Here is a 13,340-nt window from a genome sequence, read left to right as displayed (position 1 = left end):
GCGTGCCCCGGAATGACGTGCCTTGTGGCTAGGAGGTCGGCTGCAACGCCAACCGCTGGTCGCGCAGTTCGCGCTTGAGCACCTTGCCGATGGCACTGCGCGGCAGTTGATCGACGATCACCACATCGGCGAGGCGCTGGGTCTTGCCGACCTTGGCGTTGGTGAAGGTCTTCAGCTCCGCCGGGTCGAGGTTGCGGTCCGGCCTCGCCACTGCGAACGCCACCGGCGTTTCGCCCCACTCCTCCGACGGCATGCCGACGACGGCGACTTCCAGCACGTCGGCGTGCTGGCTGGCGATCGCCTCGATGTCGCTCGGATAGATGTTGAAGCCGCCGGAGATAATCATGTCCTTCTTGCGGTCCATCAACGTCAGGAAACCCTCGGCGTCGAACCGGCCGACGTCGCCGGTGCGCACCCAGCGATTGCCGTCCTTGTCGGTCCACAGCGTCTCGGCGGTCTTCTGCGGCTGATTGAGATAGCCCTTCATGATCACGGCGGAGCGGCCGACGATCTCGCCGATCTCGCCCGGCGCGACGAAATTGCCGTCCTCGTCGATCAGCCGGATCTCGTGCTCCGGCATCGGCTGGCCTACCGTCTGCAGCTTGTCGGGATGTTCGTGCGCCAGCAGCGCGCAGGAGCCGCCGCCTTCGGTCATGCCGTAGTACTCGGTGAGACCGCCGGGCCAGCGCGCCAGAATGTCCCGCTTCAGCTCGGCCGCGAATGGCGCCGAGGTACAGAACTTCATCACGAACGACGACAGGTCGTAATTGCCGAATTCCGGCAGCGCCATGATGCGGCGATATTGCACCGGGACCAGCATCGTGTGGGTGACCCGATGCTTCTGCGCCAGTTCAAGGAAGCCTTTGGCGTCGAACTTCTTCATCAGCACCAGCGTGCCCCCGCCCGCAAGCGTCGGGTTGAAGCAGACCAGCGTCGTGTTGGAGTACAACGGCGTCGACAGCAGCGTCACGGCGTCGAGGCCATAGCCGAGCGGGTCGAGCTGACCGTATTGCCGCCAGCGCAGATAGTGGGTGTGAACGATACCCTTCGGCGTGCCGGTGGTACCTGACGAATAGATGATATTGAACACCCATTCCGGATCGACCGTCACCGGCTCGGGCTTCATCCCTTCCGGCGCCAGCCACCCGCTAAACGCCGTGCCGCTGCCGCCATCGTCAAGCGCGACGCGCTTGATATTTGAGTCGATCACGGCGTCCTTCATGGCCGCCGCAACGAAATCGTCGGTGAACAGAATCTTGGCGGCGGAGTCCTTCACCATCGCGGCGAAGTCGTGCGGCGTCGACGACGGCGCCAGCGGCGCCACCGCGACGCCGACGCGGAGCGCGCCGAGGAAGACGGCGGCGTATGCGACGGACGACAGCGCGCAGATCGAGATCGTGTCGGTCGGCCTGACGCCGTCGCGCTGCAGAGCAGCCGCGACGCGGTCGATCAGCGCATCGAATTCCGCGTAGCGTAATTGCCGTTCGCCATCGATCACTGCGAGCCGGTCCGGGGCCGACCGCGCCGTATTCCGCACCAGCGCATCGAGGGTGATGAAGTCGGGCATTTCAGGTCTCCCACGTTTCGTCTTACGCGACGGCTTTCGAGCCTTCGTTGACCAGTATCGTATCCTCACCGTCATTGCGAGCGTGGCGAAGCAATCCAGCGTCGTGCACTGCGCTGGATTGCTTCGCGGAGCCTGTCATCGGGCGGCGCGAAGCGCCGACCCGTTGGCTTGCAATGACGAATGCTCCGTCTGAGCCCTCATCGATCCAGCGCCTGTCCCCTCAGCCACGCCGCACCGCTGGCGTACAGCCGCTCCACGGCGTCGCCTTTCAGGCCCGGCATGTCGGGCTTGATCTGGTAGCCGATCTGGCTCTGCAGATAAGCGAGATGCCGATAGCCTTCCGGAAAGCGCGTGAGCAGCGCCGGATCGAGCGACAGCTTCGCCGCCGGGTCGACCGGATCCATCCGGTCCTTCTCATAGATCGGCTGGCGCAGCACAAAGCCCCAGCGACCATCGCGCTTCTCGAGGAAATCGTAGAACCGGCCCGTGCAGACGACATCGACGACGACATCGTGCACGCTGGCGCGCTGCGAGATCGTCATCTTGGTCTGCGAGATCGCGCGATGCCCCGCGAGGTCGATCGCCTGGCCGCCAAGGAAGTGCAGGATCGAAACGCCCTTGGCCCAGCCGGCCTTGCTCATCGCGATGAATTCGTCAGCGGTGCCCTGGGTCCAGGTCGCCATCATCCGGCCGTCGTCGAACCAGACGGTGCGAAACCGATCCCAGTCGCCGGCGTCGCGCCACACCGCCCAGTTCTCGATCAGATCGCGTATCGCCAGCCTATCGTGCTGTTCAGCATCCATCTTTCAGCCCCCCGTCGCCCTGAATGGCGGGCACTATAAGGACGGGGCGATGGGACGGCGAGTTGGCTGCCGCACAGCTGTGCTCTGCTTTGGCTCGGGCCGCGGACGGAGTCTGCGGGGCCTCAGCCGGGGATCTCGGAATGGTCCTGCAGCATCGCGCTCAGCCGCGGATGGACCTCGATATTGCGATCGTAGCTGATCAGGCCGAGCTTGCGGAACTTGTTCATGAAGAAGCTGACGCGGGAGCGCGTGGTGCCAATCATCTCGGCCAGCGTTTCCTGGCTGATATGCGGCGCGATCGGCTGAGCCTCACCGCCATTGTCGAGTTTCGACAACCGCAGCAAGAGCCGCGCCAGGCGCTTCTCGCTGGAGTTGAACAACTGATCAATCAGGTCTTCCTCCATGCCGCGATTGCGCAGCAGGAGATGGCGAATGAACATCGCCGCGAAGTCCGGCTCGGAGCGAAGCGTTTCAACCATCAGGGACTTGCTGATCGAGGCGACGACGCAATCGCGCATCGCGATGGTGGTGGCGCATCGGGTTTCGTCGCCAACGAGGCAACCATCGCCGAAGAACTGCCCCGAATGGACGAGCCCCGTCGCCGCTTCCTTACCTTGCGCCGACAGCACGACGACTTTGATGCGCCCGTCGAGCAGGAAAAACACGCTGTCGGCGGGGTCGCCTTGCGAGAAAATCACCTGATCGCGCGCGAAACGCACAACCGATTTCCCGATACCGGGCTTGGTCAGGAACTCACGATGGTCGAAATCAAATCCCAGCTTCATCCAACTTCTCCCACTCCGCATTGAAGCTGATGCATGCGGAAGAATAGACCGCTGCCGGTTCTGAAAGTCGGTAAAAATCCGACCCTCGGTATGGTACGAGGTCAATGGCGGCAGGTTTCAACAGCGACGGTGGTTGCTGATCGAACGGACCATACGGCGGAGCGAACGCAAGTGGAAACAAGCGCTCTCTGGTCCCAGCAGATGGCAATGCGGTGCAGATCTCAGGGTGCAGGTCTCAGGGCCATTGATCGGCGGCCAACGATCGAGTGATTCGCATGAGCGAACGCTGTCGCGACCATCCCGAAGCAAAACTTCAGAGACAAACAGCCCCAGACCAGGTGACGCCTGTCACACCACCGGCGTGGTGCGCTCGTCGTTCCAGGTCAGCCCGAACTCATCGAGACCCGCGGCCAGATAGTCGCCGAGCAGCGGCTCGCCGAGGAGGTAATGCGCGGTACGGCCGTTACGGCCTTCGGCCGCCTCGGCGCGCAGATCATCCCACTCCTCGATGCTGCCGTCGCCTCGGCCGAGCCGCATCAGCGCCACCAGATCAATCTGTTCCTCTTCGGTCAGCGCACTGATGAAGCCGGCGATCTCCTGCACCACAGGGTCGTCCCCAGCCCCGGAGTCCTGGAGCACATCGATCATATTGTCATCGGCGCCGTTCGACCCCGAATCCACGTCGGTGTCGGTTTCCTTCACGTCGAATTCGCGCGCTTTCTCGATCAGAAACGCAACCTTGTCGGTCGAAATCGCGAGTTCGGGCATGGGACATTCTCTCCATCATCTGGCCTGGCGACGCAGCTAACGCGCCGGAGGCTCGGATGATCCGTTGCGCCATGCTGGCAAAAACAGCATGCTTCGGCAAAAGACCAACAACAGGGAGCGACGTGGGATGGTTTGGACGATCGGCAAGGTCAAAATCACGAAAATCGTCGAGATGGCCCTCACCGGCGGCACCCGGTTCATCCTTCCCCAAGCCACCCCAGAACAGATCCGCGAACTGCCCTGGCTGATCCCGGACTTCGCAAGCCCCGAAGGCCGGCTCACCATGTCGGTGCATACGTGGATTGTGGAGACACCGACCCGCCGGATCGTGGTCGACACCTGCATCGGCAATGACAAGCAGGGCCGCGGCGTGCCGCACTGGAACGGCCTCGACAAACCGTTTCTGCAAGACATGGCGACCGCCGGCTATCCGGCCGACAGCATCGACACGGTGATCTGCACCCATCTGCACGTCGACCATGTCGGCTGGAACACCCGACTGGTCGAGGGCCGCTGGGTGCCTACCTTCGCCAACGCACGCTACGTGTTCGGCCGAACCGAATACGATTACTGGAAGGCTAATAGCGCGGACGCGGCGCATGCCGCGGTGTTCGCGGATTCGGTGCAGCCGGTCGTCGAGGCCGGCAAGGTCGATCTGGTCGACAGCGACGCCCGGCTGACGGACGAAATCACGCTGATCCCGACTCCGGGCCACAGCCCGGGCCACGTCGCGCTCCACATCCGCTCCGAGGGCCAGGAGGCGCTGCTATCCGGCGACGTCGCCCATCATCCGTGCCAGATGGCACATCTCGATTGGTCGTCCAGCTTCGATACTGATGGGCAGCAATCGACCGAGACAAGGCGGACGCTGTTCTCGCGCTTCGCCGATACGCCGACCTTGGTGTTCGGCGGTCATTTCGGGCCCGGCCGGATTGTTCAGGACGGCGAAGCTTTCCGGTTTGTTGCGTTGCGGTGAATGCAGCCGCATGGCGTGCCCGCGTGCGGAACAGTTGAATTTGCCGTGGCCCTGCTCCATGAGGTGAGCGCGACAAATTGTGGAGGAAGCGCGGCATGAAGCTGGTTCGTTACGGGGCGATGGGTCACGAGAAGCCCGGTTTGATCGACAAGTCTGGGAAGCTGCGCGACTTGTCAGGACAAGTCGCGGATATTGCCGGCGAAGCATTATCGCCCGCAGGCCTCGCCAAGCTCGCCGCACTCGATCCTGACGGTCTGCCGGAAGTCCCGGGTTCCCCACGCCTCGGCTCGCCGGTCGGCGGCACGCCGAAGTTCATCGCGATTGGCTTGAACTACGCCGACCACGCTGCCGAAGCCAACATGCCGATCCCGGCCGAGCCGATCGTGTTCATGAAGGCGGCGAGCTCGCTGTGCGGACCGAATGACGACGTCGAGATGCCGCGCGGCGCGACCAAGCTCGATTGGGAAGTCGAACTCGCCATCGTGATCGGCACCCGCGCCAAATACGTCTCCGAAGCCGATGCGCTGAACTACGTCGCCGGCTACGCGCTGTGCAACGACGTCTCCGAACGCGCCTTTCAGCTCGAGCGCGTCGGCCAATGGACCAAGGGCAAGTCGCACGACACCTTCGGGCCGCTCGGACCGTGGCTAGTTACCAAGGACGCGATTGCGGACGTGCACAAGCTCGGCATGTGGCTCGACGTCAACGGCCAGCGCTGCCAGACCGGATCGACCGCGACGATGATCTTCAACGTGCCGAAGATCGTGTCCTATCTGTCCGAGCTGATGACGCTGCTGCCCGGCGACGTCATCACCACCGGCACCCCGCCGGGTGTCGGCATGGGCATGAAGCCGCCGAAGTTCCTCAACGTCGGCGACGTCATGACCCTCGGCATCGAAGGCCTCGGCGAGCAGAAGCAGACCATCGTCGCGGTCTGAGTTCTTTGTCTAACTACCCAAGGTGCGTCATTCCGGGGCGCGCGTAGCGCGAGCCCGGAATCCATAACCACTGCAAGGGGATATGGATTCCGGGCCTGCGCCCCAAAGGGGCGCATCCCGGAATGACAAACGCAAATGCCGCGACTGCCCCGAGTCTCACCGCCTGAGGATCCGCCGATGAAGCTCTCGTTCTCCCCCGCCTCGCCGTTCGCCCGCAAGGTTCGGATTGCGGCGATCGAACTGGGATTGATCGACCGGATCGAGTTCATGTCGGCCGCAACCATTCCGGGGCAGCCGAACGAGGACTACATCCACCAGGTCAATCCGCTGAAGAAACTGCCGGCGCTGATCCTCGATAATGGCGAAGTGATCATCGACTCGTTCGTCATCGCCGAGTATCTCGACGACCTTGCCGGCGGCGGCAAGCTGACCCCGGCCTCCGGGCCCGAACGCTGGCGGGTGCGCAGCGATCACTCGCTGCTGCAAGGCATGATGGATTCGATGCTGCTGTGCCGCTACGAACAACTGGTGCGGCCGCAGCCGCAGTTCTGGCAGGCCTGGTACGACGATCATTGGAACCGTGCCTGGACCGGCTTCGCCAAATTCGACGCGAGCGACAAGGTGCTGAACGGTCCGTTCGACATCGTGCAGATCGCGCTGACCTGCGCGCTCGGCTATGCGGACTTCCGATTCCCCGACTGCGGCTGGCGGGACGCTTATCCGAACCTGGCGGCGTTCAACGAACGCGTGATGCAGCGCGAGTCGGTCAGGATTTCGGTGCCGCCGGCGGCGTGAGCCGGCTTGTGGCAAACTTCAGGCAGCGTTTTTCTCAGCCCATGGCCGCTCAATCGAACAGGCTCGGCGTGTAGTTGACGGCCGCGCCTTCGATCGCCAGCAGCTTGAGCTTGGTGGCGACTCCGCCATTCGCCGAAAATCCGCCAGGCTTGCCGCCGGCCGCGAGCACGCGGTGACACGGCACGATGATCGGCACCGGATTGCGGCCGAGTGCCTGACCAACCTCCCGCGCCAGCTCGACTCCGCCAAGCTTCTTGGCGATGTCGCCGTAGCTCAGCGTCCGGCCCGGCGGAATGCTCCGCGCGATGTCGTAGACGCCGCGCTGGAAATCGGAGACTCCGCTTAGATCGAGCGTGACATCGGTGAGTTCGATCGGCTCGCCAGCGATCAGCGCGACGATGCCGTCGATTGCATGCTGTACCTCGGGCGGCGGCGGCGCTTCGGCAATATCACCATAGCGCTGATTTATCCGCGCGCGGGTTTGCGCCTCGTTCGGCTGCGGCAGTTGCACCGCGACGATGCCGCGGTCGCCCCAGGCGATGCCGCAGCGGCCGAGCGCGGTGTCGAACATCGTGTAGCTGTGCACCGTCATGAGCACGCGTCCATGGCTGATCCGTGATCGGGACCAGACTAATCGCAACCGCGGCTGCGATCCACCCGATCTCAGCGTGCCGCGCCGCGCTCGAGGGTGTCGGCGATCGCCGACAGCCAGGCGCCGCGCTGCTGCTGCAGGCTGGTGGCCCGCACCGCCGCGGCGGTGCGTAGCGCCGGCAGCGTGTCGATCATCGTCGCGAGCCCGTTCACCAGCGCGTCCTGCTGGAACGGCTCCGGCAGCACCAGACCGGCGCCACTGCGCTCGATCTCGCCCGCATAGCCGCACGCAGCGCTCGCCAGCACCGGCACGCCTGCCAGCAGCGCCTCGCCGATCACCTGCCCGGCGGCTTCGGAGCGTGCCGGGTGCAGCATGAAGTCGGCCGCCGCGATCAGATCCATCACTTCGGAAACATAAGGCACGATCCGAACCCGGGCTTCGAGATCGAGCCGGACAACCCGGCGATGCAGCCAGGCCGCGTCCGAGCCGGCGACGACGAGATACAGTTTGGGATACAGCTTCAGCGCCGCCAGGCTGCGATCGACGCCCTTGAGCTTCGGATCGACCGCGACCGACACCGCCAGCAGCGCATCATCGGGAATCCGCAGATCCGCCCGCCAGCGGGCGGCGCCGAGGCGGCGTGCCGCAGCATAGCGATCGTCGTGCAGCACCATCGGCAGCACGTTGGCGCGCGATGGTTCGAAATCATAGGCGATGCAGTATTCGTCACGCTGCCGTTCGGTGAGGAAGAACAGCTTGGTCGCGGCTGGCGACGCGAACACAGCGCGCTCCAGCGCCAGCTTGGTGCGGCGCCGCGGTGGCCACGCCAGCAGCCGCCAGTCGCGCAGGATCGCGGCGCCATCGGCGACGTAATGATAATCGGACCCCGGGATGCGCTCGAACGCCAGCAGCGCGTCGGGCTCGGTGCGCTGTTTGTAGGCGATCACCGCACGGGCGAAGTCGCGCAGCAGCACGTGATTGGCAAGGCCGCTGACGCGCAGCGTCTCGATCCGCAGATCGTGAGTCCCGACGTCCGGCGAGGTCGTGAGCAGCGTGACATCGTGCCCACGCGCCGCGAGACGGCGCGCGACGGCGACGCAATCGCGCTCCTTGCCGCCCTGCTTTTCAAGCTTGAAGATCGCCAACACGACCTTCATGGCAGGCGCCGGCCCATCGAACAGATCCAGATCATCACAACGGCGCGGTTATAGCCCGCTGTTTCCCTGCGGTGCAACGCGATCACCGCCCTTTGGCAGACGGCTTGGTGCATTGCAGCGTTGCGAGGGTCAAAGTCGTGGTGAGTTTATTCGCCTGGCACCAGCCTCGTCATTGCGGCGCGCGTCATGCGCTGGTGGCGCCGCCGGGAGACATACAGCAACAGGCCGGTCACGGCGAACAGCGGCATCGCCAGTGCGGCCAGCATGAACAGCAGCTTGCCCGGCCAGCCGAGAATGCTGCCGCGGTGGATGTCGAGGATACGGGCCAGCATTTGTTCGCCGAGCGTCTTGTCGGCATGGAGCGTGCGGGACACGATCGCGCCGGTCGCGGCGTCGATCTTGAAATCGTCGTGGCGGCCGTCGGCCGCGTCGGTAAGCCAGGCCCTGACCCGGATGGTCGGCTCGCCGCCGCTCGGCAACGTCAGGCGGACCAAGGCAAAGCCGTCGCCGCGGTCCTGCAGCAGGCTGGCCCAGGCGAGGTCGAGTTTTGGAGCCGGCGCGGCGCCTGCGCCCTCGCGGGACGCGGGCGCGACCTTGTCGTTTGGCGCTTCGGCCTTTGTCAGTTGCTTTGTCGGCTTGGCCTTTGGCGCCTCGGCGATGGCCGGGGGACGCGCGAACAACCAGGTCGCGCTGTCCTTGTACCACTCGAACGACCACCACAGGCCGGTCAGCACCATAACCAGATAGATCAGCATCACCCAGGTGCCGACGACCGAATGTAGCGACCGGTGCAGGCCGCGTCCGTGCAACCGCAGATTAGGCTTCAACCAGATCTTCACGCTACCCGGCCGGTGCGGCCAGCGCAGCACCAGGCCGCTGATCAGCATGGCGATCAACCCAAGCGCCGCAATCCCGGTGATCGTCCGGCCGTAGCCTTTGCCGTCGCCCGGCAGCAGCAGCCAGCGGTGCAGCTTGCGCACCGTCTCGAAGAAACCTTCGCCGACCGGACGGCCGAGGATGCGGCCGTCATACGGATCGACGATCAGCGCCGCCGGACGCGAGCGATCCTCGTTGCGGGCGAAGCGAATGCGCACCGCGGCCGCGGGATCGCGCGACAGCGTGATCGCCGCAATCGACCCATCCGACGCCGCCTTCACCTGCGCGAGCAACTCGTCAGGCGACAGAAGCGGCGTCGATCGCGGCTCGACATGCATCAGGTCGGCATTGAGGCCGGCGAGGATCTCGTCCTCGAAACTCATCACCGCGCCGGTGACGCCGATCAGCGTCAGCACCAGCGACAGCACCAGTCCGGCGATCGAGTGCACCTGAAACAGCGTCGCTTTGACGGCAGCCCGCATGTCAGCCTCGGTGCCCGCGCGGTCGCAGCGGCGATGCCGTGCGGTCCCGCATCAGAACTTCATCGTCGCGGCGAGCGAGAACCGTCGCGCATCGCCGACCGCCACGTTCAGCGTGTTGACGGCCGACGGATAATACACGGTATCGAACAGGTTCTTGACGTTGAACTGATAGGTCACCGGGAACGCGCCATATCGCGTCTCGTAGGACGCGAAAATGTCGGCGACCGTGTAGGCGGGCAGCACGAACGAGTTGGCGCTGTCGCCGGGCCGATTGCCGACATAGCGCGGACCGCCGCCGAGGCGCAGCCGGCCGGGCAGCGCGGTGCCGAAATCATAGACCAGGAACAGCGACGCGGTGTTCATCGCCACGTTCTGCAGCCGCTTGCCGACCAGCGCGGGATCCTCGGTGACGATTGCGTCGGTGTAGCCGTAGCTCGCGATCGTGCTCCAATGATCGTCGAGCCGGCCGGTGACGTCGAACTCGACGCCGCGCGAGCGAACCTTGCCGGCGGCGCGATATTCGTTGAGGCCGGTCGCCGAATTGAACTGCGACACCAGCACGTTTGTCTTGTCGATGTCGTAGACGGCCAGCGTGCCGGACAACCGCTTGTTCAGGTCGAACTTCAAGCCCGCCTCGTACTGCGTGCCCTCTTCGGGCGCGACGTTCGAGCCGATCACGAAGCCGCCGGTCAGCGGCGCGATGCTCGAGGTCGGCTGCAGCGACTGGGTGTAGCTGGCGTAGAGCGACACCTGGTCATTGAGCTTAAGAATGGCGCCGGCGAGCGGCAGCACCTTGCTGCCGTCGAGATTGGTGTTGGCAGTGAACGGCCGGCCGCGGCCGGCGAGCTGATCGTATTCCATCCAGCGTAGGCCGCCGACCAGCGCCAGCCAGTTGGTGAGATGCAGCGTGTCCTGCAGGAACACCGAGCGGGTTTCGAGCTGATCGGTCTGGTTGCTGTCGGAGGCCGACACCGTGGTGCCGGGCTGCACCAACCCATAGGTCGGATTGTAGAAGTTGAAGTTCGGCGTCGCCTGCCGGATCAGATCCTGGCGATAGATCACGCGGCGCTGCGCGTCGCCGCCGATCAGCAGCTCGTTGCGGAAGTCGCCGAGCCAGACATTGCCCTGCAGATACGACGTGCCGTAGCTGACATAGGCCATCGCGCCTTTGGTGCCGTCATTGCTGCGGCGCTCGACGCCGGTGCGGGCATCGACCGAGGTGATGCGGAGCTGATTGGCGTCGTAGGTCTCGCTGTTGAAGCTGTAGGCGGCGGTGACTTTCCAGTTGTCGTCGAGCCGGTGCTCGATCGAGCCCTGCACCAGATCCGACTTACCCCAGGTCTTGTTGAACGGTTCGTCGAGCCGGCGTGTTGCCGGGATTGCCAGCGGCGCGCCATTGACGAAGGACGTGCCGCGGTCGAACGGATAGCTGAACTCGCGATGCTCGTAGCCGAACTGAACCGTCGTGCGCTCGCCGTACCAGGCAAGCGACGGCGCCAGCAGCATCTCGCGGTTGGCGCCGAAATTGCGCCAGTAATCCTCATCGAGCCCCGAGCCGACGAACCGATAGGCGACGCCGCCGTCGCCGATCGGACCGGTGACGTCGACGATCGCATTGGCGCCATTCTTGCCACCGCCGAAGGTCGAGCCGAGCACGGTGAGGGAGCCATGCTGATACAGCTCGGGCCGCTTGCTGATGGTGTTGACGATGCCGCCCGGAGTCTGGATGCCGTACAGCAGCGACGCCGGCCCCTTCAGCACTTCGACGCTCTCGACGCTGGCGCCGAGGGCACGGCCCTGCACCAGCGGCATGCCGTTGCGCATGATCGAGCCGTCGCGATTCTCACCGAAGCCGCGCCGGATCACCGCATCGAACGAGCCGGCGAGTGTGTTGGTCTGGGTGACGCCGCTGACATTGGCGAGCGCGTCGTCGAGATTGCGCGGCAACTGATCCTTCAGCACCTGCTCGGGGACCACGTTGACGGATTGCGAGGAGTCGAGCGGCGATGCGCCGGTGCGCAGCGTGGTCGGGCTCGGCATCGCCCGATAACCGAGCTTCTGTTCGTTCAGAACCGCGGCTGCGGCAGCCGCACGCTCCGCAGGCGTCGGCAGCGCCGGAGTCGGAGTGGGCTGACGCGCGGCGCGGCGCACGAGGGCCTGCTGCGGTGCGCGAGCCGCTGGCGCGACGGCGGTCCGTTTCGCGGCACGATTGGGCGCTTCGACCGTGACGGAGGGCAGCTCGGTGCTGGATTGGGCATGCGCGCTCTCGACAGCACTGAGTCCCGCAATGCCGAGCACGATGGCAGTCGACGACGCAGCAATCGAGCTCCACGTCCGTTGCTGGGCTGGCGCCAGCCGCCATTCATCGATCGACATTCCACAATCCGCTTTCAAGCGCGATGAGACGATCATTCGGCTTTAGCAGGGGGGCATCGGGATGAGAACGCAGCGGCGTTTGAAATGCTTCTAAGGCGAAGTCGCGCTGCTGCCCGCATCGTCGCTCGGCAGCTTCAGGTTGCAGCTGTGCGCGTCGATGGTCGCCGCAACTAACAGCACTGCGCCGGCACCAACGAAAACGCCGCCTCGAAACGAGGCGGCGTGATGCATAAGCAGGCGATGCGACGACTATTCGTCCTCGTCGAGCGCTTCGGACAGCTTGTCGTAGTTCTTCAACACCAGATCGATATTGCCCTGGTTCTTGACCGCCGGTCCCGGCGACTTCAGGGCTTCGTTGAGATCGGCGAGCGCCTGCTTCTTGTCGTCGGCCGACATCTTGGTATCGGCTTCGACCAGCGCGATCTGCGCCTTGAGTTCCGCCTCGGGCCCCACGTAGGTCTTGGTCTTGGTGTCGACGCCGGCCATCACCATGCTGATCGCCTCGACCACGTCGCTGTATTCACCGTAGTCGGCGAAGCCGTGCTTCTTGGCGGTGGTATCGAGTTGCTGCACGATCTTCGGATCGGGCTTGGCCTGCGGATCGTCGGGCATCTTGGCGGCGATCGCATCGAGATCCTTATGCGCCGCGAGCACGCCCTGAATCTGCTTCTCGGTCAGCGTGATGTCCTTGAAAGCCGGCGCGGTCGGCGCCGCAGCTTCGGGGGCGGGCTGCACCGGCGCGCTCTGGGTGCCCTTCGTGGCCTGCGCCCACACCGCCGCGGGTGCAACGGACGCCAGCGCGAGAGCCAGACAGCCCACACCGGCAAGGGCGGCGGGTCGATGAGTGAAGCGCATGCAATTCTCCTTGGTGATTTCGCCCTGCTGACACGGTCGATGAGCCGCCGATTCAAGCCAACCAGACTGTGCGTACCAATTGGGCCGAAAGCCGGGCAGACGCTGATTGATTTGCAGCAAGACCCGACAGGTTCCAACCGCGCGATGGCCACGCTCCGGGATGTACCGCGTTGCCCGACGACGCTTCAGCGCTCCAGGCACAGCGCACTCCCTCTCCCGTCTGCGGGAGAGGGCTGGGGTGAAGGCGAGGCGAGCATTGAGTCGGCGATGCGCTCCTCACTCCTTCTCGCCTCGCCCGTCAATCCGGGGCGGGCGGCGCCAACCAGCCGGGCCGCCCCGCCGAACCCCCCCGGTTTGTGCTCGCCGGGGT

12 protein-coding genes are annotated in these 13,340 nt (G+C 64.9%); 3 read left to right on the top strand and 9 right to left on the bottom strand.

Features of this window, described 5'->3' with window-relative positions:
- Positions 1-28 precede the first annotated feature (28 nt).
- The 4 genes from LPW26_RS23125 to LPW26_RS23110 form a co-directional block, all read right to left on the bottom strand.
- Entirely contained in the window at positions 29-1,567 is a 1,539-nt protein-coding gene (locus tag LPW26_RS23125) for a class I adenylate-forming enzyme family protein (protein WP_238738068.1), read from the bottom strand.
- A 197-nt stretch (positions 1,568-1,764) separates the two neighbouring features.
- A complete protein-coding gene (locus tag LPW26_RS23120) occupies positions 1,765-2,370 on the bottom strand; it encodes a nuclear transport factor 2 family protein (protein WP_238738067.1) in 606 nt (201 codons plus the stop codon).
- Between the two features lie 122 nt (positions 2,371-2,492).
- A complete protein-coding gene (locus LPW26_RS23115; protein WP_238738066.1) occupies positions 2,493-3,155 on the bottom strand; it encodes a Crp/Fnr family transcriptional regulator in 663 nt (220 codons plus the stop codon).
- Between the two features lie 348 nt (positions 3,156-3,503).
- Positions 3,504-3,923, bottom strand: coding sequence for a DUF3775 domain-containing protein (locus LPW26_RS23110; RefSeq protein WP_238738065.1), 420 nt, complete (start codon positions 3,921-3,923; stop codon positions 3,504-3,506).
- 127 nt (positions 3,924-4,050) lie between these two features.
- Between LPW26_RS23110 and LPW26_RS23105 the strand changes: the two genes are divergently transcribed.
- The 3 genes from LPW26_RS23105 (at position 4,051) to LPW26_RS23095 (ending at position 6,632) form a co-directional block, all read left to right on the top strand.
- Complete coding sequence (locus LPW26_RS23105; protein ID WP_238738064.1) at positions 4,051-4,899, top strand: MBL fold metallo-hydrolase; 849 nt, start codon at positions 4,051-4,053, stop codon at positions 4,897-4,899.
- Positions 4,900-4,994: 95 nt separating this feature from the next.
- Positions 4,995-5,837, top strand: coding sequence for a fumarylacetoacetate hydrolase family protein (locus LPW26_RS23100; RefSeq protein ID WP_238738063.1), 843 nt, complete (start codon positions 4,995-4,997; stop codon positions 5,835-5,837).
- A gap of 177 nt (positions 5,838-6,014) precedes the next feature.
- Positions 6,015-6,632 carry a glutathione S-transferase family protein gene (locus tag LPW26_RS23095; RefSeq protein ID WP_238738062.1) on the top strand — a complete coding sequence of 206 codons (618 nt, stop codon included), beginning with the start codon at positions 6,015-6,017 and terminating at the stop codon, positions 6,630-6,632.
- A gap of 49 nt (positions 6,633-6,681) precedes the next feature.
- Here LPW26_RS23095 and LPW26_RS23090 read toward each other — a convergent pair whose 3' ends face one another.
- The 5 genes from LPW26_RS23090 to LPW26_RS23070 form a co-directional block, all read right to left on the bottom strand.
- Complete coding sequence (locus LPW26_RS23090; protein ID WP_238738061.1) at positions 6,682-7,224, bottom strand: methylated-DNA--[protein]-cysteine S-methyltransferase; 543 nt, start codon at positions 7,222-7,224, stop codon at positions 6,682-6,684.
- Positions 7,225-7,295: 71 nt separating this feature from the next.
- A complete protein-coding gene (locus LPW26_RS23085) occupies positions 7,296-8,381 on the bottom strand; it encodes a glycosyltransferase family 4 protein (RefSeq protein ID WP_238738060.1) in 1,086 nt (361 codons plus the stop codon).
- 146 nt (positions 8,382-8,527) lie between these two features.
- Complete coding sequence (locus LPW26_RS23080) at positions 8,528-9,739, bottom strand: PepSY-associated TM helix domain-containing protein (protein WP_238738059.1); 1,212 nt, start codon at positions 9,737-9,739, stop codon at positions 8,528-8,530.
- A 51-nt stretch (positions 9,740-9,790) separates the two neighbouring features.
- Positions 9,791-12,115, bottom strand: coding sequence for a TonB-dependent siderophore receptor (locus LPW26_RS23075; RefSeq protein WP_238738058.1), 2,325 nt, complete (start codon positions 12,113-12,115; stop codon positions 9,791-9,793).
- Positions 12,116-12,364: 249 nt separating this feature from the next.
- A complete protein-coding gene (locus LPW26_RS23070) occupies positions 12,365-12,970 on the bottom strand; it encodes a hypothetical protein (protein ID WP_238738057.1) in 606 nt (201 codons plus the stop codon).
- Positions 12,971-13,340 lie beyond the last annotated feature (370 nt).

Origin of the sequence: Rhodopseudomonas infernalis (assembly GCF_022271405.1) — a bacterium.
GTDB classification, from domain to species: Bacteria; Pseudomonadota; Alphaproteobacteria; order Rhizobiales; family Xanthobacteraceae; genus Rhodopseudomonas; species Rhodopseudomonas infernalis.
This window is presented reverse-complemented; position numbering and strand designations above follow the sequence as displayed.

Excerpts from the sequence above, each read along its gene's own strand:
- LPW26_RS23115 (WP_238738066.1), bottom strand. The coding sequence starts at position 3,155 with ATGAAGCTGGGATTTGATTTCGACCATCGTGAGTTCCTGACCAAGCCC.
- LPW26_RS23095 (WP_238738062.1), top strand. The coding sequence starts at position 6,015 with ATGAAGCTCTCGTTCTCCCCCGCCTCGCCGTTCGCCCGCAAGGTTCGG.
- LPW26_RS23100 (WP_238738063.1), top strand. The coding sequence starts at position 4,995 with ATGAAGCTGGTTCGTTACGGGGCGATGGGTCACGAGAAGCCCGGTTTG.
- LPW26_RS23105 (WP_238738064.1), top strand. The coding sequence starts at position 4,051 with ATGGTTTGGACGATCGGCAAGGTCAAAATCACGAAAATCGTCGAGATG.
- LPW26_RS23075 (WP_238738058.1), bottom strand. The coding sequence starts at position 12,115 with ATGTCGATCGATGAATGGCGGCTGGCGCCAGCCCAGCAACGGACGTGG.
- LPW26_RS23080 (WP_238738059.1), bottom strand. The coding sequence starts at position 9,739 with ATGCGGGCTGCCGTCAAAGCGACGCTGTTTCAGGTGCACTCGATCGCC.
- LPW26_RS23090 (WP_238738061.1), bottom strand. The coding sequence starts at position 7,224 with ATGACGGTGCACAGCTACACGATGTTCGACACCGCGCTCGGCCGCTGC.
- LPW26_RS23125 (WP_238738068.1), bottom strand. The coding sequence starts at position 1,567 with ATGCCCGACTTCATCACCCTCGATGCGCTGGTGCGGAATACGGCGCGG.
- LPW26_RS23085 (WP_238738060.1), bottom strand. The coding sequence starts at position 8,381 with ATGAAGGTCGTGTTGGCGATCTTCAAGCTTGAAAAGCAGGGCGGCAAG.
- LPW26_RS23120 (WP_238738067.1), bottom strand. The coding sequence starts at position 2,370 with ATGGATGCTGAACAGCACGATAGGCTGGCGATACGCGATCTGATCGAG.
- LPW26_RS23070 (WP_238738057.1), bottom strand. The coding sequence starts at position 12,970 with ATGCGCTTCACTCATCGACCCGCCGCCCTTGCCGGTGTGGGCTGTCTG.
- LPW26_RS23110 (WP_238738065.1), bottom strand. The coding sequence starts at position 3,923 with ATGCCCGAACTCGCGATTTCGACCGACAAGGTTGCGTTTCTGATCGAG.